This window comes from Amycolatopsis sp. NPDC041971 (assembly GCF_055588925.1).
In genome coordinates, this window is the sequence record NZ_JBVJCE010000011.1 from 56,213 (window position 1) to 78,773 (window position 22,561).

24 protein-coding genes are annotated in these 22,561 nt (G+C 68.2%); 16 read left to right on the top strand and 8 right to left on the bottom strand.

The window, feature by feature from the left end:
• Window positions 1-11: 11 nt before the first annotated feature.
• On the top strand, window positions 12-1,583 hold the full coding sequence (locus tag ACZ6DT_RS21795; RefSeq protein ID WP_465598085.1) for a dolichyl-phosphate-mannose--protein mannosyltransferase: 1,572 nt from the start codon (window positions 12-14) through the stop codon (window positions 1,581-1,583).
• Between the two features lie 84 nt (window positions 1,584-1,667).
• Window positions 1,668-2,720 carry a DUF3558 domain-containing protein gene (locus tag ACZ6DT_RS21800; protein WP_465598088.1) on the top strand — a complete coding sequence of 351 codons (1,053 nt, stop codon included), beginning with the start codon at window positions 1,668-1,670 and terminating at the stop codon, window positions 2,718-2,720.
• A gap of 40 nt (window positions 2,721-2,760) precedes the next feature.
• Here the strand turns inward: ACZ6DT_RS21800 and ACZ6DT_RS21805 are convergent, their stop codons facing one another.
• Window positions 2,761-3,009 (bottom strand): hypothetical protein, encoded by a 249-nt coding sequence (locus ACZ6DT_RS21805; protein ID WP_465598090.1) that lies wholly within the window; start codon window positions 3,007-3,009, stop codon window positions 2,761-2,763.
• 19 nt (window positions 3,010-3,028) lie between these two features.
• On the opposite strand from ACZ6DT_RS21805, the gene ACZ6DT_RS21810 reads away from it, so the two are divergent.
• On the top strand, window positions 3,029-3,370 hold the full coding sequence (locus ACZ6DT_RS21810; protein ID WP_465598093.1) for a hypothetical protein: 342 nt from the start codon (window positions 3,029-3,031) through the stop codon (window positions 3,368-3,370).
• A 78-nt stretch (window positions 3,371-3,448) separates the two neighbouring features.
• Here ACZ6DT_RS21810 and ACZ6DT_RS21815 read toward each other — a convergent pair whose 3' ends face one another.
• Window positions 3,449-5,221: a serine/threonine-protein kinase gene (locus ACZ6DT_RS21815; RefSeq protein WP_465598096.1), complete on the bottom strand. Its 1,773-nt coding sequence runs from the start codon at window positions 5,219-5,221 to the stop codon at window positions 3,449-3,451.
• A gap of 185 nt (window positions 5,222-5,406) precedes the next feature.
• Here ACZ6DT_RS21815 and ACZ6DT_RS21820 point away from each other — a divergent pair, with 185 nt between their 5' ends.
• Together ACZ6DT_RS21820 and ACZ6DT_RS21825 are read left to right on the top strand one after the other, a co-directional pair.
• Window positions 5,407-7,278: a propionyl-CoA synthetase gene (locus ACZ6DT_RS21820; RefSeq protein ID WP_465598099.1), complete on the top strand. Its 1,872-nt coding sequence runs from the start codon at window positions 5,407-5,409 to the stop codon at window positions 7,276-7,278.
• Window positions 7,279-7,386: 108 nt separating this feature from the next.
• Complete coding sequence (locus tag ACZ6DT_RS21825; protein WP_465598102.1) at window positions 7,387-8,967, top strand: beta-N-acetylhexosaminidase; 1,581 nt, start codon at window positions 7,387-7,389, stop codon at window positions 8,965-8,967.
• A 49-nt stretch (window positions 8,968-9,016) separates the two neighbouring features.
• On the opposite strand, the gene ACZ6DT_RS21830 is transcribed toward ACZ6DT_RS21825, so the two are convergent.
• Both ACZ6DT_RS21830 and ACZ6DT_RS21835 read right to left on the bottom strand, forming a co-directional pair.
• Window positions 9,017-9,628 (bottom strand): TetR/AcrR family transcriptional regulator, encoded by a 612-nt coding sequence (locus tag ACZ6DT_RS21830; protein ID WP_465598104.1) that lies wholly within the window; start codon window positions 9,626-9,628, stop codon window positions 9,017-9,019.
• The gene (locus tag ACZ6DT_RS21835; protein ID WP_465598107.1) at window positions 9,618-10,313 is read right to left on the bottom strand and encodes an MOSC domain-containing protein; all 696 of its coding nucleotides are present in this window, start codon (window positions 10,311-10,313) and stop codon (window positions 9,618-9,620) included. Before ACZ6DT_RS21835 ends, ACZ6DT_RS21830 begins: the two co-directional genes overlap by 11 nt.
• A gap of 180 nt (window positions 10,314-10,493) precedes the next feature.
• On the opposite strand from ACZ6DT_RS21835, the gene ACZ6DT_RS21840 reads away from it, so the two are divergent.
• From ACZ6DT_RS21840 to ACZ6DT_RS21850, 3 genes are all read left to right on the top strand, one after another.
• The gene (locus ACZ6DT_RS21840) at window positions 10,494-10,646 is read left to right on the top strand and encodes a hypothetical protein (RefSeq protein WP_465598110.1); all 153 of its coding nucleotides are present in this window, start codon (window positions 10,494-10,496) and stop codon (window positions 10,644-10,646) included.
• A 154-nt stretch (window positions 10,647-10,800) separates the two neighbouring features.
• Window positions 10,801-11,601: an SGNH/GDSL hydrolase family protein gene (locus tag ACZ6DT_RS21845; protein WP_465598113.1), complete on the top strand. Its 801-nt coding sequence runs from the start codon at window positions 10,801-10,803 to the stop codon at window positions 11,599-11,601.
• On the top strand, window positions 11,580-12,140 hold the full coding sequence (locus ACZ6DT_RS21850; RefSeq protein WP_465598116.1) for a TetR/AcrR family transcriptional regulator: 561 nt from the start codon (window positions 11,580-11,582) through the stop codon (window positions 12,138-12,140). Before ACZ6DT_RS21845 ends, ACZ6DT_RS21850 begins: the two co-directional genes overlap by 22 nt.
• Here ACZ6DT_RS21850 and ACZ6DT_RS21855 read toward each other — a convergent pair.
• Window positions 12,125-12,610 (bottom strand): phytoene desaturase family protein, encoded by a 486-nt coding sequence (locus tag ACZ6DT_RS21855; protein WP_465598119.1) that lies wholly within the window; start codon window positions 12,608-12,610, stop codon window positions 12,125-12,127. The genes ACZ6DT_RS21850 and ACZ6DT_RS21855 overlap by 16 nt on opposite strands.
• 39 nt (window positions 12,611-12,649) lie before the next feature.
• Window positions 12,650-12,973 (bottom strand): hypothetical protein, encoded by a 324-nt coding sequence (locus tag ACZ6DT_RS21860; protein WP_465598122.1) that lies wholly within the window; start codon window positions 12,971-12,973, stop codon window positions 12,650-12,652.
• 94 nt (window positions 12,974-13,067) lie between these two features.
• On the opposite strand from ACZ6DT_RS21860, the gene ACZ6DT_RS21865 reads away from it, so the two are divergent.
• The 6 genes from ACZ6DT_RS21865 to ACZ6DT_RS21890 all read left to right on the top strand — a co-directional run bounded on the left by ACZ6DT_RS21865 (window position 13,068) and on the right by ACZ6DT_RS21890 (window position 18,293).
• Window positions 13,068-13,802 (top strand): DUF2786 domain-containing protein, encoded by a 735-nt coding sequence (locus ACZ6DT_RS21865; protein WP_125782440.1) that lies wholly within the window; start codon window positions 13,068-13,070, stop codon window positions 13,800-13,802.
• An 82-nt stretch (window positions 13,803-13,884) separates the two neighbouring features.
• Entirely contained in the window at window positions 13,885-14,640 is a 756-nt protein-coding gene (locus tag ACZ6DT_RS21870) for a GNAT family N-acetyltransferase (RefSeq protein ID WP_465598124.1), read from the top strand.
• 28 nt (window positions 14,641-14,668) lie between these two features.
• Window positions 14,669-15,010, top strand: a complete 342-nt coding sequence (locus ACZ6DT_RS21875; protein WP_465598127.1) for an ArsR/SmtB family transcription factor — start codon at window positions 14,669-14,671, stop codon at window positions 15,008-15,010.
• Window positions 15,007-15,276 (top strand): hypothetical protein, encoded by a 270-nt coding sequence (locus ACZ6DT_RS21880; protein ID WP_465598130.1) that lies wholly within the window; start codon window positions 15,007-15,009, stop codon window positions 15,274-15,276. The genes ACZ6DT_RS21875 and ACZ6DT_RS21880 overlap by 4 nt, the downstream gene beginning before the upstream one ends.
• Window positions 15,277-15,397: 121 nt before the next feature.
• Window positions 15,398-17,578, top strand: a complete 2,181-nt coding sequence (locus ACZ6DT_RS21885) for an MMPL family transporter (RefSeq protein ID WP_465598133.1) — start codon at window positions 15,398-15,400, stop codon at window positions 17,576-17,578.
• Window positions 17,571-18,293 (top strand): class I SAM-dependent methyltransferase, encoded by a 723-nt coding sequence (locus ACZ6DT_RS21890; protein ID WP_465598136.1) that lies wholly within the window; start codon window positions 17,571-17,573, stop codon window positions 18,291-18,293. The genes ACZ6DT_RS21885 and ACZ6DT_RS21890 overlap by 8 nt, the downstream gene beginning before the upstream one ends.
• Here ACZ6DT_RS21890 and ACZ6DT_RS21895 read toward each other — a convergent pair.
• Window positions 18,290-19,609: a UTP--glucose-1-phosphate uridylyltransferase gene (locus tag ACZ6DT_RS21895; protein ID WP_465598139.1), complete on the bottom strand. Its 1,320-nt coding sequence runs from the start codon at window positions 19,607-19,609 to the stop codon at window positions 18,290-18,292. The two genes, ACZ6DT_RS21890 and ACZ6DT_RS21895, sit on opposite strands and share 4 nt — an antisense overlap.
• An 82-nt stretch (window positions 19,610-19,691) precedes the next feature.
• Entirely contained in the window at window positions 19,692-20,264 is a 573-nt protein-coding gene (locus ACZ6DT_RS21900; RefSeq protein ID WP_465598142.1) for a 5-formyltetrahydrofolate cyclo-ligase, read from the bottom strand.
• Window positions 20,265-20,482: 218 nt separating this feature from the next.
• On the opposite strand from ACZ6DT_RS21900, the gene glp reads away from it, so the two are divergent.
• Together glp and ACZ6DT_RS21910 are read left to right on the top strand one after the other, a co-directional pair.
• Window positions 20,483-21,754, top strand: a complete 1,272-nt coding sequence (gene glp / locus ACZ6DT_RS21905; RefSeq protein ID WP_191255489.1) for a molybdotransferase-like divisome protein Glp — start codon at window positions 20,483-20,485, stop codon at window positions 21,752-21,754.
• Window positions 21,754-22,425, top strand: a complete 672-nt coding sequence (locus tag ACZ6DT_RS21910; RefSeq protein ID WP_465598145.1) for a GNAT family N-acetyltransferase — start codon at window positions 21,754-21,756, stop codon at window positions 22,423-22,425. Before glp ends, ACZ6DT_RS21910 begins: the two co-directional genes overlap by 1 nt.
• The last annotated feature ends 136 nt before the right edge of the window (window positions 22,426-22,561 follow it).

The window sequence follows — 22,561 nt, forward strand, 5'->3', positions numbered from 1 at the left end:
GATCATGCCCCGTGACCGCACTGCTGACCCGTGACAACGAGAGCGTGCGGCCGGATCCGGTCGACGCGCTCCGGCCACCGAGCGATCGGGAGGCCTCTCTCCTCGGCCGCGGCATGCCGACCGATCGCCTGCGCGGCTGGGTCGTCACGCTGGTGCTGACGCTCATCGGCGGCATCGTCCGGATCCAGAACCTGGGAACGCCCACGGACAAGGGCACGCCGGTCTTCGACGAGAAGCACTACGTCCCGCAGGCGTGGCAGATGCTGCGCAACGGCGGTTACGAAGACAACTACGGCTATGAGCTGATCGTGCACCCGCCGCTGGCGAAGCATCTCATCGCGATCGGCGAGTGGCTGTTCGGCTACAACGCCTGGGGCTGGCGGATCATGCCCGCGCTGGCGGGCACGCTGATCGTGTTCCTCATCATCCGGATCGCCCGGCGGCTCACCCGTTCCACCCTGCTCGGCGCGGTCGCCGGGATCCTGGTGATCAGTGACGGCGTTCTGCACCTGCAATCACGTATGGGCATGCTCGACATCTTCATCGCGTTGTTCGTGCTCGCCGCGTTCGCCTGCGTGCTGTGCGACCGCGACCAGGTGCGGCAGCGGCTCGCGGTGGCCGTCCGCGAAGGCTGGATCGACGAATCCCGGTTCGGCCCGAAGCTGGGTTTCCGGTGGTGGCGGTTCGCCGGGGGCCTGATGATCGGGCTGACCTTCGGCGTCAAATGGTCGGCGCTCTACTACATCGCCGCGTTCGGGCTGCTCACCGTGTTCTTCGACGTGGCCGCGCGCCGGGCCGCCGGCGTGCAGCGGCCTTGGGTCGGCACGCTGCGCCGCGACGTGCTGCCCGCGCTGTGGGCGATCGTCGTCGTTCCGATCCTGGTGTACCTCGCCTGCTACTGGGCCTGGTTCGCGAGCGAGACCGCGACCGACCGCAATTACGTGGCGATCAAGGACATCGATCCCGGTTTCTGGGCGTGGATGCCGCCCGCGTTGCGGTCGCTCGGCGACTATTCGATGAACGTCCTCGACTTCCACGCGAACCTGGTCACGCCCAAGGACAAACCGCATCCGTGGGAGTCGAAGCCGTGGACCTGGCCGATGGGGCTGCGGCCGATGCTCTACGCGTACGCGGGGGGCACCGACGCGACCGGCTGCGGTGAGTCGACCTGCGTGCGGGCGACGATGCTGATCGGGACGCCGGCGATGTGGTGGCTGGCGCTGCCGATGCTCGGCTGGAGCGTGTGGCGGTCGTTCTTCCGCGCGGACTGGCGCTACGCCGCCGTGCTCGTCGGCTACCTGGCCGGCTTCCTGCCGTGGTTCACCAACCTCGACCGCCAGATGTACTACTTCTACGCGACGCCGTTGGCGCCGTTCCTGATACTCGGGTTGACGCTGATCCTCGGGCAGATCCTCGGCAGTGCGAAACGCGGCTTCGAGCGGCGGGGCACCGGCATGCTCGTCGTCGCCCTTTACGTAGGGCTCGTGGTGGCCAATTTCGCCTGGTTGTGGCCGATCCTCAACGGCAACGCGATCACCAACGAGCACTGGAACGCCGAGCTGTGGCTTCCGTCCTGGAAGTGACCGCGACCGGTTGCCCCAAGATCCAGCGAGGCCCCTGAAAGCGACTTAGACTCCTGTCCGAATCAGGGATTTCTGGGGGTCACCATGTCTCGTTGGCCGTATCTCGTGGCCATCGCACTGCTGCTCACGGGGTGTTCGAGCGCCGTCGACGGAAAAGCCTTCCGTGAGGGTGCCGCTCCGGCCGCCACCAGCGGCGGCGAAGCGAAGTATCCGAAGTACGACCCGCCCGCGGACGGGTCGGGTTTCAGCGATCAGGTGCTCGATCAGCCGCTGGCCCTGCCCGTGAAACAGGGCGAAGAAGGCTGCGATTGGCTGGATTCGATCAAACCCGATCTGCAGCCGCTCGGCCTGGTCAGCACCAAGGGCACGCTCAGCGGCTGCCAGTTCGTGTTCCCGGGGAACAAGGGCGCGCAGGTGCACGCCTACAGCCCGTACAGCTGGATCACGCAGGACTCCCCGGTGATGGAACCGGTGGAGATCGCCGGCATCAAGGGCCGGGTCTATGCCTTCGACCCGGAACCGGCGACCTTCTGCTCGGTCAACATGGACGTACGCGCCTACGCCTCGATCGCCGTCGACGCCTATGACGTCGACAACGACGAAGGAGGGGTCCGCGCCGAACACTGCGAACTGGCGAAGAAGGTCGCCGAAGTGGTGTTGAAGAAATTCGTTCCGCTCGCCGGTGGCAAGCCTGCGCCGAGCACCGTTCAGGAGCCGTCGGCGGAGGCGCTGAAGAACGCCGACATCTGCGAGGTCGTCAAGTTCACCCATGCGAATTACGCGGGGGTCAACGCGGGCCGTGAAAGTGCTCAGAAGGGCGAAAGCCCTGTCGGACCGACCTGTACCCACGAGGTCGCCTATGCGAAAGCCGTCGGGATGTACACGACCGGCACCGGCGGTCTCGAAACCGTGCCACCGAAGCAGGGCGCGGAGGTGCGGAACGGGAAGTTCGGGCTGCTGAAGGCCAGGTACGAACAGACCGAGGAGACCTGTGCCGTGAGCGTCCAGCTCGCGAATGGTCAGGTGGTGCAGGTCGATTTCATCGGCAAGAAGAAGGAAGCGATGAAGCGGACCTGCGTATCCGCGCAGCTCATCTTGGCGGTGTCGATGGTCGCCTTGATCAACGGCGACGCGTAGGGCGTTTCCCGATTCCACTGTGACACTTAGGACTAAGTTGTTACTCTCCCCTGGTCAGTCGCAGTTCGACAGGGGGCATCATGATGATCCGACCGCTCGGAGCGGCCTGCGCGGCCGTCGCGTTGTTCTTGATCGCGGGCTGCGAAGAGCAGACAGCGGGGACCGCGTCACCACAGACTTCGGCTGTTCCGAGCACTTCCGAAGCGCCGAGCAGCAGCTCGAGCGCACCTACGTCGACTACGCGCGCAAGCGCTACAGCCTCTTCAGCGACCGCCGCGACGGTCCTCAAGCCCGCCACCGGCGGGGCGGTGACGCACACACCGGACGGCGCCGCGCGCGTGATGGAAGAGTTCCATCACGCGCTGGGTGCCAAGGACCTGGACACCGTGTGCCGGATTTCGGCGCCCGCCTATGACGGCGGGATGAAGGAGTGCCGCAGCCTCACGCCGATGCTGTTCGAGATGTTCACGCCCGCGGATCTGAAGAACCTGAAAGTCACCCGGGTCGACCGCGCGAAGGTGAAGAGCAAGGGGCCCGACCAGGTGACCGTCCCACCCGACGCGATCGCGCCGAAGGCGACGATCATGGACGGGGACCCCAAGATCTTCACCATGGGCTGGCGCGACGGGACCTGGGTGATCATCGAGTGAGAGAGCAAGGGACCTTTGCTAGCGTCCGTTAGCACACTAACTAACGGTAGCAAAGGTCCCTTGCTCTCTTTCCGCAGGTCAGCGCGGGTGACGCTGAGGCTGCGGTTGCTGGCGGGGCTGCGGTTGCGACTGCGGAGGGCGTCGCGGGACGATCTGGGTGACCGGGCCGTCCGGCGACTTGCCCGCGCGAGCGAGCCAGCCTTCGACGTCGCGGCGCACGGCGCTGAGCGTCGGGCGCCGGCGGGGTTCCTGGTCCAGCGAAGCGATGAGGATCCGCGCGTGCGCGCTGCGGTTCGGCAGCTTCGAGACCGGTTCGGCACGGGCGGCGGCCATCAGCGCGGCCATCGGGGTCTCCCGGGTGCCGCGCGGGGGCTGGCCTGACAGTGCGTAGCTGACCGTCGCGGCGAGCTGCCAAGCGTCCGAAGCCGGGCTCGCCGGGGAGCCCATCGCCTGCTCGGGAGCGACGAAGTCCGGCGTGCCGATCATCATCCCGGTCGCGGTCATCTTCGAGTCGCCCTGGCTGCGGGCGATACCGAAGTCGATGAGGTGAGCGAGCCCGTTGCGGTCGAGGATGATGTTCGACGGCTTCAGGTCCCGGTGCAGGACACCCTTTTCGTGCGCCGCGGCGAGCGCGCCCGCCATGGTCGACCAGAGCCGTCCGGCGGCGATGTCGTCGAGCGGGCCCTGCGAGTCGACGATCTCGGCCAGCGAGCGCCCTTCGAGGTACTCCATGACCAGCGCGAGCCCGTCAGGCTCCTCGACGAGGTCGTACACGCGGACGCAGTTGGGGTGGTTCACCACGGCCAGCGCACGGGCCTCACGCTGCATCCGCTCTTCGGTGTCCCGATCCGGCGCGTGCGCGATCTTCAGCGCGACAGTGCGGTTGAGCTGCGTATCGACCGCTTCCCACACGGTGCCGAAACCGCCGTGGCCGAGCCGCCGGACACGCTTGTAGCGGCCGCCGCCGGAGTTCCGGGAACCCGGAGGCGGCGGGACCGGGCCGGGTACCGCGGCCAGCGCGGGAGGCTCGGGCGCCTGTGCCAGCGCGGTCGCCGGGTACTGCTTGGCGGGCGGGGGCGGCAGCTGCGGCTGCGGTTTCGGGGCGGGCGGCTCCGGGCGGTACGGCTCGACCTTCTGCCGGGGCTGCGGGTCCGGCCGGTTGATCACCGACCACGGCGGCGGGCCGACCAGCGCGACCGGGATCAGGCCCAGCACGCTGAACGGCAGGAAACCGAGCCAGAAGTGCACGGCGGTGTTCGCGCCCATGCCGATGCTCGCCAGCACCATCAGCACGAACGGGATCCAGAAGAACCGCGAAGGCCACTTCGGTCCGCGGCGGAACGCGGTCCGTGCCTGCAGCATCACGAAGAGCAGCGACAGCGCGGGCAGCCCGACCAGCAGGATCAGGTAGAAGATGTAGCTCAGCTGCATCCCGCTCGGATAGAACAGGACCTCGTACACGTTCTGGCCGCGGCCGAGGTACTCGCTCTGCGCGCCGATCAGCGGGCTGTAGTCGGAGGTGAAGGTCGACAGGTCGCCGCTGGAGAAGCCGGACTTACCGCCCGACTTCGTTGAGGCGGCCTCCTGGTAGACCTGCGAAACACCGGTGGCCAGCAGCCACGGCAGCAGGAAGACGGCGACGGCGCCGATCCCGCCGAAGATGGACAGGGTCACCACGTCGTAGCGGTTGCCGGTGCCTTTGCGGATGATCGCGACGACCATCGCTCCCAGTGCGGGCAGCAGCGCGACCAGCGCTCCCGCGGTGCTCGTCGCCCACACCCAGTCCCCTGGCCAGATCCCTGGCCCGAACAGGCTGTGCGCGAACGAAAGCAGCGCGCTCGCTAGTCCCATGGACCCTGCTCCCCTCGCTCGTCGAGGCCGTTTCCGGCGTTTTTACCCCTAGTCCAGCTTAGGACGCTCCATGCCGTCACAGGGTTGCCGGGTTGTCGCGGGCGTCTCCGCGCCGTTATCACCGGGCATCGACGTGGCCTGAAGTCCATGATGGGGTCCGGTACCCGAGCGCGAAGGAGCATTCGATGCACGCCGAGACGTATCAGCGGAGCCTCGAAGACCCGGAGGGTTTCTGGCTCGAAGCCGCGCAGGCGATCGACTGGACCCGTCCGCCGACGCAGGCCCTGGACGCGTCGAAGGCGCCCTTCTACCGATGGTTTCCGGATGGGGAACTGAACACGGCGTTCAACGCGCTCGACCGGCACGTGCGGGACGGCCGCGGCGAGCAGACCGCGCTGATCTGGGATTCCCCCGTCACCGATTCGGTACGCCGGTTCACCTACGCGGAACTGCTGGACGACGTCGCGCGCTTCGCCGGCGCGCTCGCGTCTCTCGGCGTCGGGAAGGGCGACCGCGTCATCGTGTACATGCCGATGGTCCCCGAGTCCGTGGTCGCGATGCTCGCGTGCGCCCGGCTCGGCGCGGTGCATTCGGTGGTGTTCGGCGGGTTCGCGCCCAAGGAGCTGGCGGCGCGGATCGAGGACGCGAAACCCAAGGTCATCGTGGCCGCCTCGTGCGGGATCGAGCCGACCCGGGTCGTCGAATACAAGCCGATCATCGACGAGGCGCTAGCGGGCACGGTCCATCAGCCGGACAAGGTCGTGGTGCTGCAGCGGGAGCGTGCTCACGCCGAGATGGGAGAGCGCGACGCCGACTGGACCGAACTGGTCGCGAAGTCCTCCCCCGCCGGCCCGGTGCCGGTCGCCGCCACCGATCCGCTGTACATCCTGTACACCTCCGGCACCACGGGGAAGCCGAAGGGCGTCGTGCGCGACACCGGCGGGCACGCGGTCGCGCTGGCCTGGTCGATGGGCGCGATCTACGACATCCGGCCCGGTGACGTGTGGTGGACGGCGTCGGACGTCGGCTGGGTCGTCGGCCATTCCTACATCGTGTACGCGCCGCTCCTCATCGGGGCGACGTCGATCATGTACGAAGGCAAACCAATCGGGACCCCGGACGCCGGCGCGTTCTGGCGGGTCATCGCCGACCACGGGGTGAAGGCGTTGTTCACCGCGCCGACGGCGCTGCGGGCGATCAAGAAGGTCGACCCGGACGCGGCCGAAATCGAGAAATACCAGCTCAGCGGATTCAAGACGTTGTTCATGGCCGGTGAACGGCTCGATCCGGAGACCTATCACTGGGCGCACGGCAAGCTCGGCGTGCCGGTGATCGACCACTGGTGGCAGACCGAGACCGGCTGGCCGATCGCGGCGAACCCACGCGGGCTGGAGCCGATGCCGGTCAAACCCGGTTCCGCGACGAAACCGGTGCCGGGCTGGGACGTGCGAATCCTGGACCAGGCGGGCGACCCGCTTCCCGCCGGGCGGGAGGGCGGCATCGCCATCAAACTGCCGCTTCCGCCGGGATCGCTGCCCACGTTGTGGCAGGACGACGAGCGGTATCGTGAGGCGTATCTTTCGCGGTACGACGGTCACTACCTGACGGGTGACTCCGGATACGTCGACGAAGACGGTTACCTGTTCGTCATGGGTCGCACCGACGACGTCATCAACGTCGCGGGCCACCGGCTTTCTACCGGTTCGATGGAGGCCGTGCTGGCGTCCCACCCTGCCGTCGCCGAATGCGCGGTGATCGGCGTCCGGGACAAGCTCAAGGGGCAGCTTCCGCGCGGTTTCGTGGTGCTGAAGTCGGGTGTGGACGTCGACGCCGAAACACTCGAGGCCGAATTGGTCGCGCTGGTGCGGCGTGACATCGGGCCGGTCGCGGCGTTCCGTGCCGTGTCCATTGTGGACGCGTTGCCGAAGACACGCTCCGGGAAGATCCTGCGCAAGACCATGCGCGGGATCGCCGACGGCCGCGACGAGCAGGTGCCCTCGACCATCGAAGACGCGAGCGTTCTCGATGCCTTGAAAGCGGTTCTGCGTGGCGAATGACCGATGATCGGCACGGCGCACTGGTCCGATCGGGTGTTGTCGTGTTTGCCCTATTGGTCTATACCTCTAGAAGCAGAGAGTCTCCAGGTACCCGACCGGAGGTGCTCCATGAGTAAACGCCTGTCCAGAACCGTGCTCGGCGTGGCCGTCCTGAGTCTCGTAACGTTCGGCCTGCCCGCGACGGCGAGCGCGGGACAGCACGCGAAAGCCGAACGGACCGTCGCCGACGTCGTCCCCGCGCCTGTCGACGCGAAGCCCGATCCCCGCGCGAACTTCCGGCTCAACCCCGCCACCGTCATCCGCACCGACCGCGAAGGCAAGCAGGTCGCCGAGTACCTGGCCGGACTGCTCCGGCCCGCCACCGGCTACCGGTTGCCCGTCGTCACCGGCCACCGCGGCGGCCGCCCGGCCATCTCGCTCGAAACCGGTCACGCGAGCGACCGGGCCGGCACCGAGGGCTACCAGCTCAAGGTCTCCTCTTCCGGCGTGACACTGAAGGCGAACACCGACGAGGGCCTGTTCCTCGGAGTGCAGACACTGCGTCAGCTGTTCCCGTCGGCGATCGAGGCGAAGACCGTCCAGAAGCGGTCATGGGTGGTTTCGGGCGGCACGGTGCTCGACTACCCGCGCTTCGGCTACCGCGGCGCGATGCTCGACGTCGCCCGGCACTTCTTCACGCCGGCGCAGGTCAAGCTCTACATCGACCAGATCGCGCAGTACAAGATCAACACCCTCCACCTGCACCTGAGCGACGACCAGGGCTGGCGGATCGAGATCAAGAGCTGGCCGAAGCTGGCGACCGTGGGCGGCCAGACGGCTGTCGGTGGCGCTCCCGGCGGTTACTACACACAGGAGCAGTACAAGGACCTCGTGCGCTACGCGGCTTCGCGGCACATCACCATCGTTCCCGAGATCGACATGCCGGGGCACACCAACGCGGCTCAGCACTCCTACGCCGAACTGAACTGCGACGGTGTCGCGGTGCCTCCGCGCACCGACATCGAGGTCGGCTACAGCTCGCTGTGCATCAACAAGGACATCACCTACAAGTTCGTCGACGACGTCATCCGCGAACTGTCGGCGATCACCCCCGGGAAGTACATCAACATCGGGGGCGACGAGGCCCACTCGACCACCCCGGCGGACTACCAGACCTTCGCCACGAAGGTGCATCCGATCGTCGCGAAGTACGGCAAGACGATCACCGGCTGGCACGACATCGCCAAGACGAAACCGCCGGTTTCGGCCGTTCCGCAGTTCTGGGGCACGACCGGAACGGACGCCAACGTGGCCGAGGCGGCGGCTCGCGGCAACAAAATCCTGATGTCGCCGGCGAACAAGGCATACCTCGACATGAAGTACCACCCGCAGACGCCGCTCGGCCTGAGCTGGGCCGGGCTGATCGAGGTCAAGACCGGTTACGACTGGGATCCGGCCACGTATCTGCAGGGCGTGTCGGAGAAGAACGTGATCGGCGTCGAGGCGCCGCTGTGGTCGGAAACGCTGATCACCAGTGACAACATCGAGTTCATGGCGTTTCCCAGACTGCCGGGACATGCCGAGATCGGCTGGTCGCCGAAGGCTTCCCGGACTTGGGACGCCTACCGGCTCCGGCTGGCGAAGCAGAGCCCGCGGTGGGTTCGGCAGGGGATCGACTTCTACCGGTCCACGCAGGTCGACTGGAAGTAACGCGCCATGAACGGTCCGTTCCTTGCGAAATTTGCAAGGAACGGACCGTTCATGGCACGGCCGCGGCGTCGAGGCGGGCGGTGATGGCGGCGCGGGCCAGCGTGTACGGCTCCGTGCCACCGAACATCACCGAATCGGCGTTCGCGGCCCGGCCGAGCGCGTGCAGTTCGAAGGCCAGCCGGTTCACCTCGACGGACGCCCGCAGGTGCCCCGCCTCCCTCGCCTCGACGACGGTGGACCGGATGAACCGGACGAAGCCCAGGCTCGCCTTCGCGACCGCGTCGTGGACCCGGCCGGTCCGCGCGTCGAACTCGGCGCCGGTGTTGAAGAAGAAACAGCCTCCCGGGAAAACGCGGCGTTCCGAGTAGTCGAGCCAGTTCGCGCACAGCGCGCGCAGCCTGGAGATCCCTTGCTCGACCTCCAGTGTCGGCTCGACGACGTTCTCCGCGAAGATCGCGCTCGCCGTCTCGATCGCCGCGAGCTGCAGTTCCTCCTTGGAACCGAACAACGCGAACACCCCGGATTTGCTCAGTTCCAGCTCGGTGGCGAGCCTGCCGAGAGACAACCCTTCGAGTCCTTCGACGGACGCGATATCGACGGCGCGCCGGAGCACGATCCGCCTCGTCGCGTCGCCGCGGGCCACCCGGCCGTCAACCGGCATTCCCTTCCTCTCGCCGCCGTTTCGCCGATTCCAGGCCGTCACGGTACTGCCGGGAAAGCGCCGGTGCCGCGAGCACCCGGTCCAGCAGTGCCCAGTACGCGTCCCGGCGGTCTTCGTCCAGCTGGGCGACGTTGGTGAACGACGCGACGTACACCTCGGCGATCGTCGGATTCACCGGATCGCGTTCTTCGAGCGTCATCCGCCCCGAGGTGGGGACCTCGCCCGTGCGGAGCACCCGCAGGTACCAGCCGCTGCGGCCGGAATCGATCATCGCCGGGATGACGTCCTTGCGCCCGGTCTTCATCGCGAGTTTGAAGCACGGCGTCCGCGGCTGCGAGATCTGGACCAGTGCCTCTCCCCAAGCCCAGACGTCACCGACGCGCACGTCGTACTCATCGGCGCCGGTCACCGAGGCGTTCTCCCCGAAATCGCCCGCGACCACCGGAAAACCCTGCTCCGACCAGGCCTCGTAATGCGTCGCCGGGTAGAGGTAAACCGCTTTGTCGACGCCGCCGTGGACAGTCCGGTCCGCCTGGTCGTCACCGGCCAGATTGATCTCGTCCAGCTTCAGGAAAGGCTTCTCCACCCGCGATTTCGCGATGGCGCTGTACACCGGGACATCGCGCTTCGTCCCCAGCACGGACGGCCGCCCGACGAAGACCTCGTTCACCTCGAGTGCGCTCATCCCTAGAAGATAGCACGATCGTTCGTATACTTTGCCCCATGGACTTCCTCGCGCTGACGGCCCGGGCACATCACGTCACCGGAACCACGATCGCCGGAATCGGCACGGACGACCGGGGCCGACCTCAATGCCGCCCTCGGCCGTGAACATCGCTGGGACGACGCACTCGCGAAGGCCGCGTTGAGCGTGGCGAGCCGCTATCCCGACGTGACGCCGGTGCGCGAGCCCGGCGGCGCCTTCGACCACGCTGTCGAGGCACCGCCGGGCGCCGGGCCGGGCAACCGGCCTCCTCGCGGTGCCGGGCCGTTCAACTCGGCCGACTCTCGTCACTGAACAGGACGCGGCGGCGCTGTGGTCGTACGGGGAGACGTTCTGTGGCGCGCCGTCGCCTTCACCCATCGGGCTCGCCTGAGTACCGAGTAGACAGCGTCTACATCAGTTTGATAGACAGTGTCCACAAGGTGAACCAGCGGTTACGGAGATCTGGATGGGCTACCAACGTTTCGTCGCGCTCGGCGACAGCTGTGCCGAAGGGCTGGCCGATCCGCATCCGTCGGGTGGCTTCTACCGCGGCTGGGCCGACTTCGTCGCGGCACGTCTCGCCGAGGAAGAGCCCGGTTTCCGCTACGCCAATCTCGCGGTCCGCGGGCGCAGGCTCGACCAGATCCACGCCGAGCAGACCCCGGCGGCGAGCAGGCTCCGGCCGGATCTGATCGCGTTGTTCGGCGGCGGCAACGACGTGATGAGCCGCGGCTGGGACGCGCGCACGGTCGCCCGCCGCACCGACACGGTCATCCGCGCTTGCACCGAGAGCGCGCCGGTGGTCGTCACCTTCACCCTCAGCGACATCTCACACCGCATGCCGATGGGTCACCGCATGCGCCCGCGCCTCACCGCGTTGAACGATGCCGTCCGCGAAGCGTCCGTCAGCTACGGCGCGACCCTCGTCGACCTCTGGCCGGACGACGCCGCGCACGATTCCCGCTATTTCGGCCCGGATCGGCTGCATCTGTCCGAGCAGGGCCACCGGCGCCTCGCCGGGCACGTGCTCGGCAAACTCGGCGTCACCCACGATCCGGCCTGGCTCGCCCCGCTGCCCGGTCCGGCCGGGAGATCCGGCCTGCGCGCGGATCTGCGGTGGCTGTCGCGGGAAGTCCTCCCGGTCGCGACCACCCGCTTCCGCAACCGGATCGTCGGCCGCCAGCCGGGCGACGGTTTCCTGCCGAAACGCCCCGAACTCCTGCCCGTCCACGAGGAGGCCCGGCCGTGGGCGCCCGAACCCGCCTGATCGACACCGCGGCGAACCTGCTGGCCGAAGCGGGCGTCGGCGCCGTGACGCTGCGCGGGATCGCCAAGGCCGCCGGTGTGTCGCACGGCGCGCCGCTGCGGCATTTCCCCGGCCGCGCTTCCCTGCTGTCGGCGGTCGCCACCCGCGGCTACACCGAATTGCTCGAACGCGGCACCGGCCTGCCGGACGGGACACCGCGCGAACGGCTCATCGCGGCCTGCCACGGCTACCTCGATTTCGCGCTGGCCAATCCGGCGATGTTCGAGTTGATGTTCCGCCGCGACCTCATCGACGCGGACGATCCCGAACTCACGCGGGTGAGCAGCGCGGTGTTCGACTTCTTCGCCGCGATGGTCGCCGAACTGCAGGAAGGCGGCTGGCATCCCACGACCGATCCGCGGCTGCTCGCGTCCTCGCTGTGGGCGTCGCTGCACGGTCTCGCCCAGCTGTGGCTGTGGGGCGGGCTGGCCGGTGCGAGCTTCGCGCCGTCACCGGAAAGGGCGCTGGCCGTCACGCTGGACGCCTACCTCGGGTCGTGAACCAGACGATCGAAGTCTTTGCCCAGTACGGACTTCGCGGCCTGCCAGCCACCCATCCCGTGCACGCCGGGCCCCGGCGCCGTCGCGGCCGAACAGAGAAAGACGCCGCCGAGCGGGGTTCGATGTGGCTTCCATCGCGGAACCGGCCGTCCGAGCATCTGCCGCAGGTTCACCGCCCCGGCGGCGACGTCACCGCCGGGATAGTTCGCGTCGTACGCCTCGAGTTGCGGCGAGGTGAGACAGCGGCTCGCCAGGATCATGTCGGAGAACCCGGCCGCGAACCGTTCGATCCGCCGCCGGACGAGTTCGGTGACGTCTCGCGGATCCCCGTGCGGCAAATGGCAATACGCCCACACCGGCCGTTTGCCCGGCACCCCGCGGGACGGATCGATCGTCATCGGATCGGACACGAGCACGAACCGGTCTTCCGGATCTCCCCCGCGCACGACGGCGTTTTCGGCGGCGTACACGCCTTCCGGTATCGCGACGGCGGCAGATCACGGGCGATTTCAAGGAACCGCGCGGGCGATGTCGAGGATCACCGTGCGCGACTTCGCCAGCCGCCACAGATCCGTGATCCGGCTGCCGGTGTGCCCGGCCAGCGGACCCAGCAAACGGCGCCACCGGGGACCGTCCGTACCAAGGGTGTCACAGGTCCGGTCGAGATCTTCATAGGCGAGTCCGGCCCGGTTACCGTCGAGCGGGTGCGCGTACGCGATCTCCGGCCGCAGGAGGTCGACTCCGTGCCCGGCGAGGTCGAACCAGCGGAAGAAGGGGGACGCCGCCGCGAGCCCGTTCGGACCCGCGCCGACCACCGAGACGTCGATCGACATACCGCCCCCTTGCCGGGATGCGGACATCCCGCCCGAATATTGTCGGACCTCTCTCCTAGATTGATCCGCTCCAACCCAATCAGGAAGGAGGGCCATGCCCGACCATGACACGCTGCTCGCGCGCGTCCGGAAACTCCTCGCGAAGGCGGAGGACCCGGCGGTCACCGAGGCCGAAGCCGAGTCGTACAACACCAAGGCCGCCGAACTGATCGCCCGGTACGGCATCGATCAGGCGTTGCTGGCCGCTTCCGGGGCGACGGCGGACGAGATCACCCAGATCATGATCCCGCTCGACAACCCGTACAGCCGGGACAAGGCGGGACTGCTCACGAACATCGCGCATCCGCTGCGCTGCCGGGCCCTGCTGCACCGGCTCGGCCAGTCGGTCACCGCGGTGACGGTGTTCGGCTTCCGCTCCGATCTGGAACGCACGGAACTGCTGTACACGAGCCTGCTGCTGCAGGCGACCACCCAGCTGACCCGGGTCCGCCCGGAGAACCGGGTGTTCGCGGGCGAATCCCTGGCCGCGTATAGGCGCACCTGGCTGCACGGCTTCTCCGGCGCGGTCTACGAACGGCTCCGCAACAGCGAGGACACCGCGGCCCGCACCCACACCACCGCGGCGGGCCATCGCTCCGCCGAACTGGTCATCCAGGACCGGACGGCGATGGTCAAGCAGGCCTACGACGAGCAATACGGAGACCTGCGCTCGGCACCGCCGAGGCGGTTGTCCGGCAGCGGCTACCTCGACGGTCACTCCGCCGGCGAGCGCGCCAACCTCAACACCACCGGAATCACCGGACGGCGCCGCGCGCTGCCCGTACGCTGAGCGGTCGCACCACCTCGCACGGATGATGCCGTGCCCGAAAACCACCTCGTGAGAATCGCGTGTCCTCGGGTCTACTGAGGACATGATCGTGATCGAAGACCTGGCCACCCGGCCCGACTTGCGCGAGCCCGCGCTCGCCCTCGGCGGTGTCGGCGGCGAATTCCTCCAGCACGACCCGGCCGGTCTGCTGGCGAAGTCTTCCCACCTCGCCGCCCGCTGGCCGGAATACTTCCTGGTGCTGCTGGAAGACGATGTCCCGGTGGCGAGAGCGGCCGCCGTCCCGGTCGGCTTTCCGACGGCCGAACGCCCGGAATTGCCGAACCATGGTTGGGACGCCGCCTTGATCTGGGCCGCCGAAGACCTGATGAGCACCCGTGAGACGAATACGCTGATCGCACTCGAAGTGATGGTCGCGCCCGGCCGTCGTGGCGGCGGCCTGGCCACAAAAGCGTTAAAGGCATTGAGAAAGCGCGCCTCGGAAACAGGTATGCGCAAACTCGTCGTGCCGGTTCGCCCGGCCGGGAAGGAGAACGCATCAGGACTGTCCTTTGAGGACTACATCGCTCGCCGTCGCCCGGACGGCCTGCCGGAGGATCCGTGGCTGCGCACGCATGAACGACTCGGCGCCCGGTTCGTGAAAGTGGCGCCGTTCGCGATGACGGTCACCGGCACCTTCGCCCGATGGAAGGCGTGGACCGGCGTCGAACTCCGGGACGGCCTCACGGCCGTCCCGGGCGGGATCGCGCCGGTGCTCGCCTCTTCGGCGCTGGACCTCGGCGTCTACGTGGAGCCGAACGTCTGGCTCGAGCACCTGGCAGACCAACCCGGCACCTGCTAGATTTCTTTGGCATGTGCAGGAGTGCGGCATGACCGCCACCGGACCGTCCGGCGACGAGCTGCTGCGGGTGCTGGGAGCGCTGTCGAATCCGCATCGGCTGCGGATCGTCGCGGCGCTGCGCGCGGAGCGCGCGTATGTGAGCCAGCTGGCGCGCGAGCTCGGCATCAGCCGGGCGCTGTTGCAGCTCCACCTGCGCAAACTGGAGGCGGCCGGGCTCGTATCGGCCGCACTGGAGCTGTCGGAGGACGGGAAAGCGATGAAGTTCTACGAGGTGAATCCGTTCGTGGTCGAGCTGAGCCCGGACACCATCGCCGCCGCGGCGCCGACGCTGAGCACACCGGCACCCGGCGACGAGGGGGAACGACCGTGAAGTGGCATCAATGGCAGGAGGTCGCCGGGCTGATCGGCATCTTCGTGTTCCTCACCGTGGTGATCACGGTGGTCGTGTGGCAGTTCGGCGCGACCATCCGGGCCAAGGGCGCCCTCGTCCGCGAGCACGAGTACCGCAGGCTCGCCGAAAAAGCCGTCCAGGCGCAAGAAGAGACCGAACGCAAACTGACCGAACTCGACGGACGCCTCGCCGAACTGAGGAAGAGCGTGGGCACTGTCGAGCGGATCCTCAAGGAGGTCGACTAGACACGGCTCGACCACCGGTGAAAGACCCTGGGCCGCCGAGCGGCAACTCGACGGCCCAGGCAGGAAGAAGCAAAAACCTCGCCCGAGGCATCTCACTCCTTCACGCAAAGGACTGTAGTTCATGCTGCCCGAAAAGATCGCCGCCTGGTCCCTGCGGCACCGCGCGGTCACCCTCGTCGGCTGGGTCGCCCTCGTGGTCGTCGCCCTGCTGTCGGGAATGCTGCTGGACGGCGAAAGCCGGCGAAGCACCGATCCCGGTGAGTCCGGTCGCGCACAGACCGCTTTGAACGCCCAGGACGCCTACGAACCGTTGCGCGAGAACGTTCTCGTCCAGGCGAAGGAGCCCGGCTCACGACCGTTCGCCACCGACGAGGAACTCCGGCGAGCGACCGAAGACCTGGTCACCACACTGACCCGATCCGGCTCCGTCACCGACGTCCGCTCACCACTGGCCACCGACGGTGCCGAGCGGATCTCGGCCGACGGCGCGTCCGGCCTCGTCGGCTTTTCGATCGCGGGCGGGAAGAAGGACATCCGCCCGAACTTCGAGACCGCGTCCGCGCTGGTCGAGGAGGTCGCGTCCCGGCATCCGTCGGTCCGGTTGGGCCAGTCCGGGGATCTCAGCCTGTCGACCGTGGTCGACAAGGGCATCCGGGAGGACGTGAAGCGGTCGGAACTCCTTTCGCTGCCGCTGACGCTGGTGATTCTGTTGATCGTCTTCGGCGCGCTGGTCGCGGCGTCGGTGCCGTTGCTGCTGGCGGGCACGACCGTCGCGGCGACGTTCGGCTTCCTGTCCGTCGTCGACGACTTCACCCCGATCAACAGCGCGACCACGGTGATCACGCTGCTCATCGGGATGGCGGTGGGCGTCGACTATTCGCTCTTCTTCCTGCGGCGGCAACGGGAAGAACGCGCGCGCGGACACTCCGTCGACGACGCGATCCGCATCGCGGCGCGGACCTCCGGGCACGTCGTGGTCGTTTCCGGCATCACGGTGGCCCTGTGCGTGAGCGGGCTGGTGTTCACCGGACTCGACAACTTCACCGGTCTCGCGATCAGCACGGCGTTCGTGGTCGGGCTGGCCGTGCTCGGCGCGGTCACCGTCCTCCCGGCGCTGCTCTCGCTGCTGGGTGACAAGGTCGATCGCGGCCGGATTCCCTGGCTGGGCAAGCACCGCACCGCTGCGGAGAAGTCACGGTTCTGGTCCGCGACGGCCCGCGTGGTCACCCGGCGGCCGTCGCTGTGGGGCGGACTCGCGGTGGCACTGCTGATCCTGCTCACGCTGCCCGCCCTCGGCATGCGGCTGCAGGACCCGACACCGGCGGAGAGCCTGCCGCGGTCGGTCGCGACGATCGACGTCGCCGTCCGCACCCAGGAAGCCTTCCCTGGAGCCGTCTACCCCGCGACGGTGGTGCTGACGGCCGAAACCGGCGGCCCGGTCGACAGCCCGGCGCTGCGGTCGGCGATCATGGATCTCGACCGGCGGATCGGGGAGACCTCCGGCGTGCTCAACAAACCCCTCACGGTGGCGAACGTCGACGACGCCGTGGTCGTCCGGGTCCCGCTGTCCGGCGCGGGCCGCGACGCGGAAGCCGATGCCGCGCTGGCGAAACTGCGCACCGAGGTACTCCCGCAGACGATCGGCGAGGTGGACGGCGTCGAGTTCGCGGTTTCGGGGCGCACGGCGAGCGCCCGCGACTTCGCCGACCGAGTGGTCGAGCGGATGCCGCTGGTGTTCGGGTTCGTCCTGCTGGCGGCGTTCGTGTTGCTGCTGCTGGCTTTCCGGTCCGTGGCGGTGGCACTCGGGTCGATCTTGCTGAACCTGCTGTCGATCGGCGCGGCGTACGGCCTGCTCACCTGGATCTTCCAGGACGGCCATTTCGCGTCCCTGCTGGGATTCACCCCGTACGGCGGGGTCGTCGGCTGGCTGCCGATGTTCATGTTCGTCCTGCTGTTCGGGCTGAGCATGGACTACCACATCTTCATCCTCAGCCGGATCCGCGAACGCCGGGCAGAAGGCGCCGTCACCGCGATCGTCCGCGGCACCGGCACCAGCGCGGGAGTGATCAGCGGCGCGGCGATGATCATGGTCGGCGTGTTCAGCGTCTTCATCACGCTGAGCGCGATCGAGTACAAGATGATGGGCGTCGGGATGGCGGTCGCCGTACTGATCGACGCCACCCTGGTCCGCGGCGTGCTGCTGCCCGCTTTCCTGGCGGCGCTGGGAGAACGGGCTTGGCGGCGCGACAGTAAATCCGTGGTTCTCGAACGCGTCCCGGAACTATCGTCACCGAATGCCTGACGCGCTCTTCACCCACGCCCGGCTCGCACCGATCTACGACGCCTTCGACGGCGCTCGCGACGACCTGGACCACTACCTCGCCATCATCGGCGAACTCGGGGCGAAGAGAGTGCTTGACGTCGGTTGTGGCACCGGCTGCCTGGCCGTCCTTTTGGCCGGGCGCGGGATCGAGGTCGTGGGGGTCGACCCGGCCGAGGCGTCGCTGGAGATCGCGAAGGCCAAGGACCCGGCAGGGAAGATCACCTGGGTCCACGGTGACGCGAAGGCCGTGGGCGCGGCGGGCGCCGATCTCGCGGTGATGACCGGGAACGTGGCCCAGGTCTTCCTGACCGACGACGAATGGCGCCGGACACTCGATGGCGTCCGCACCGCGTTGGTGCCCGGTGGTCACCTGGTGTTCGAGATCCGGCGTCCCGGCCGCCGCGTGTGGGAGGACTGGGCCGCGGACACCGCGCACGACATCATCGACGTCCCCGGTGTCGGCGAGGTCGAGCAATGGCGTGAGGTCACCGAGGTGGACCTCCCGTTCGTGTCGTTCCGGTACAGCTACCGGTTCCCCGACGGCGAGGTCGTCACCTCGGACTCGAAGCTGTGGTTCCGCGAACGCGAAGAACTCGAATCCTTGCTGGCCGAACACGGCTTTCGCGTCCTGGACGTCCGGGACGCCCCCGATCGTCCAGGACGCGAGTACGTGTTCATCACCCAGCGCGACTAGAGGATTTCGCCGTCCGGAACGGTTTTCGGCCCGGTGATCTTCACATCGCCCCGCACGACGACGTTCTTCCCGAAAGTGACGTCGCCGTCCACCGCGAGGCTCGTGCACTCCTTGAGCGAAGGCACCGAAGGGATACGCGCGTCGAAGTCCGGCAGGAGCTTGTAGAACTCCTTGCTCAGCGACACGACCGGCGGGGTGGTGAACTCCGGGATCATCTCCCCGCCCTCGTCGAGCACGTACGCGTCGGACCGGACGACAAGCAGGTCGTCGGTGGTTTTCACCGGCGCGAACCGGCTCCGCGGGATTTCGATGGCCCGCGCACCCTCGACCGAGCCGATCGCCGCGCCCATCGCGGTCTCGAGCTGGATCACCGGAGTACTGGCCGAATCGGCCGGATCGACGGTCTTGCGGTTCACGATCAGCGGCAGCCGCGGCGCGGCCGGGTCGGCGTCCTGCAGGGCTTTCAGCCGTTCGAGGTCGACCCAGATGTTGTTGGTGTTGTAGAAACGCCATTTGGCGACATCGCCGAACGAGTCGTCGCCGTCGGGGACCTGCGCGGATTCACGCAGGACGATCCGGCCCGCGCGCCGCGCGAGGTGCCCGCCCTTGCGGTCGGCCGCGGTGCCGAGCACGGTCTCCATCGCGAACGGGACGTTCTCGCTCGCGAGCCACGCGGCGATCCGCGCGTCCGGCAGCGCGCCGAGGTTGTCGGCGTTGGACACGAAACACCAGCGGATGCCCTCCGCCAGAAGCGTTTCGAGCATCCCGCTCACCGCCAACGCGATGTAGATGTCGCCGTGTCCCGGCGGGCACCATTCGAGTTCCGGGTTCGCGGGCCATTCGGCGGGCCGCCCGTCGGCGGTGATCTTCGGCTCGCGGCCCTGCAGGAAGTCGGCCGGGATGACGTCGTCGGCGAGATCGGGATACTTCTTCAGCAACTCCAGCGAGGGCTCGCGGGTGCCCGCGGAATTCATCAGGATCAGCGGAAGCCGCGCGTTGTACTTTTCGCGGGTCGAGAGCACCTGCATGGCGATGACGTCGAGGAACGTCTTCCCCGGCTTAATCTCCAGCAGCGACTTCGGACCGGTGAGCCCCATGCTCGTGCCCAGCCCGCCGTTGAGCTTCAGAACGGCGGTGCGGTCGAGCACCCGGCGCGCTTCTTCGGCGTCCGGCTCGGGCAGGTCGACGAGCCTGCTGATGTCCTCGAGAGGTTCGAGTTCGTTTCCGGGCAGTTGGCCGGCGCCGGGTTCGGACAGCTGCTCGAGACGCCGTCGCAGGGCCGCCAGCTCCATGGCGTGAGCTCCCGCGGAACGCATTTTCGACAGCGTTTCGGCGAATTGATCGGACAGGTGCGCGTCAGAGCTCATTGTGCCCTTTCTGAACCACTGCGTCGGGGCGTCAGTCTATTACCGGGCGCGGCGCCAGGCCGTGCTCCGGGGTCAGTACCCCGGTCATGCGGACGTCATGCGGTTCCGCGGGCAACTCACGCACGAGTTCGGCGTCCCGGACGACGGCGATCAGCGCGGCGCCGGGCGCGGCGAAGGCGAGCGACCGGTCGTAGTAGCCGGCGCCCCGGCCCAGCCGGACGCCTTCGTCGTCGACGGCGAGCGCGGGGATCAACACCAGATCGGCCGTCCCCAGCGTGTCGGGACCGAGACGGTGCCCCGTCGGTTCGAGCAGCCCCCGCAGCCGGCCGGGCCCGAGGCTCGACGGGCCTTCGTAGACGGCCCACTCCAGCGGCCCCGGCGCCTCGGGGACGATCGGCAGCAGCACACGTTTGCCCAGGTGGAGAAGTTGATCAAGCAGTGTCGTCGAGCCCGGTTCCGTACCGAACGGGACGTAGGCGCAGACGACTTCGCCCGGCAGCCGAGCGGCCGCGGCGGTGAGCGCCGCGGCCTCCCGGATCCGCTCTTCCGACACTTGCGAACGTCGTTCGGCGGTTATCCGGGAGCGCCACTCCGCTTTGCTCAAGTGTTCATTGCCGGGCTTGACCACGTGGTCAGGTTAGGCTTCACGCCTATGACAGGCGCAGCGACCACCCCGGCGGCACGGATCACGAGGAGCTTGCCCGATCGGGCGATTTCCGCGGCTTCGGACCGCATCACTCCTGGTAACGGTGGTGAACTTCAGTTCACCGACGGGCCTTTATCGCGTGCCTGGTCGAACGAACGGATCGAGATCTTCCAGTCATGACGGAGCCCATCGCCGAAGCGGCAGAGACCGAAGACGCGGGACAGTTCCGTTCCGTCGAGGATCAGATCGCGCTGACCCTGGACGCCGCGGTACGCCCGCGCCCGGTCCGTGTCGCCATCTCCGAGGCCCAAGGCCTCCTGTGCGCCGAAGAGGTCGTCGCCGAACACGCGTTGCCCGGTTTCGACCAGGCGGCCGTCGACGGCTACGCGGTACGAAGCGTCGATGTCCGCACCGCCGGTCAGGAGCCGGTGCAGCTGCCGGTGGTCGGCGAGATCGCGGCCGGTTCCCGCCAGCCGCGGCGGCTACAGCCGGGCCAGGCCGTGCGGGTCGACACCGGCGCGCCGCTGCCCACGCTCGCCGACGCCGTCGTCCCGACCGCCTACACCGACGGCCACCAGGCCAAGGTCACCGTGCACAAGTCCGTGCCGTCCGCGGGCTACGTCCGCCGCACCGGTGAAGACGTGCAGATCGGCGACGTCGCCGTACGCAAGGGCGACACCATCGGCTCGGCCCAGGTCGGCCTGCTCGCCGCCGTCGGCCGGGCGAAGGTCCTGGTCTACCCGCGACCGCGGGTTTCGATCGTGTCCGTCGGCGACGAACTGGTCGACATCGACCGCACCCCGTCGGTCGGACAGGTCTACGACGTCAACTCCTACGCGCTGTCCGCGGCCGCGCGCGACGCCGGCGCCGAGGTGAGCCGCGTCGGCATCGTCCCCGGCGATCCGAAACGGCTGCGCGAAATCGTCGAAGGCCGCCTGCTGATGTCGGAGATCGTCGTCGTCGCGGGCGGCGCCGGCGGAAGCGCGGGCGACGAGGTGCACGCGGCGCTCTCCGACCTCGGCCACATCGACCTGACGCGCGTCGCCATGCACCCCGGTTCGGTGCAGGGCTTCGGCAGGCTCGGCCCCGATTCGGTGCCGACGTTCCTGATCCCCGGCAACCCGATGAGCGCGCTGGTCGTGTTCGAGGTGCTGGTCCGCCCGCTGATCCGCGCCGCGCGCGGCACCCGCAACCCGCACCGCCGGATCGTCGGCGCGCGGCTGCTGTCCCCGATCACCTCGACCAAGGGCCGCAAGGGTTTCCTGCGCGGGCAACTCCTGCGCGACGAGGGCAACGGCGAGTACCTGGTGCAGCCGCTCGGCACCTCCGGCGCGCATCTGCTCGCGTCACTGGCCGAGGCGAACTGCCTGATCAACATCGACGAAGACCTCACCGAGGTCGCCGCGGGCGAGCAGGTCAAGGTGACCTTCCTGGCCCAGCGGGCGTAATGGGCGCACCGATTTCCGGCGTCGCCTATCCGATCGAGAGCAGGCATCCGGGCTGGCCCGCGAAGCTGGGTCCGCTCCGGGTGCCCGCCGGGGTCCTCGCCGTCCGGCCGATCCGGCTACGGGACGCCGGCGAGTGGAGCCGCGTCCGGCTGCGGGATCGCGGACACCTCGAAATGTGGGAACCGACCGGCGTCGGGCCATGGCCGGATCGCAACGCGTACTGGTCGTGGCCGTCGCAATGGCTGGCCCTGCGCGGGCTGGCCCGGCGCGGGCAATGTCTCCCGTTCACCATCACGGTGGATGGACGCTTCGCCGGACAGATCACTGTGGGTAACGTCATTCGGGCGTCGCTCCGGTCCGCGTGGATCGGCTACTGGGTGTCATCGGACATCGTTCGCGGCGGCGTCGCGACCGGCGCCGTCGCCCTCGTCACCGACCACGTCTTCGACTTCGGCGGGCTGCACCGGCTCGAAGCCACCGTCCGTCCCGAGAACGCCCCCAGCCTGCGGGTTCTCGCGAAAGCAGGGTACCGGCAAGAGGGCCTTTTCGAGCGGTATCTCGATGTCGCGGGCGGCTGGCGCGACCACTTTTGCTACGCCGTCACCAAGGAAGAAACCGGTGACGGACTGGTGTCGCGGCTCGTCGCGAAGGGTCTCGCGGAGCGCGTTTGACCCCGTCACCGGGTCGTTCCGGTGACCGCGTTACCACAAGCTGTGAGATTCACCTAATTTGGTGAGGCATTTTCCGAGATCGAAACCGGCGAGTCTGCGCGGCGTGTGTGACTGTTGTGGCTAGCGTGACTACAGC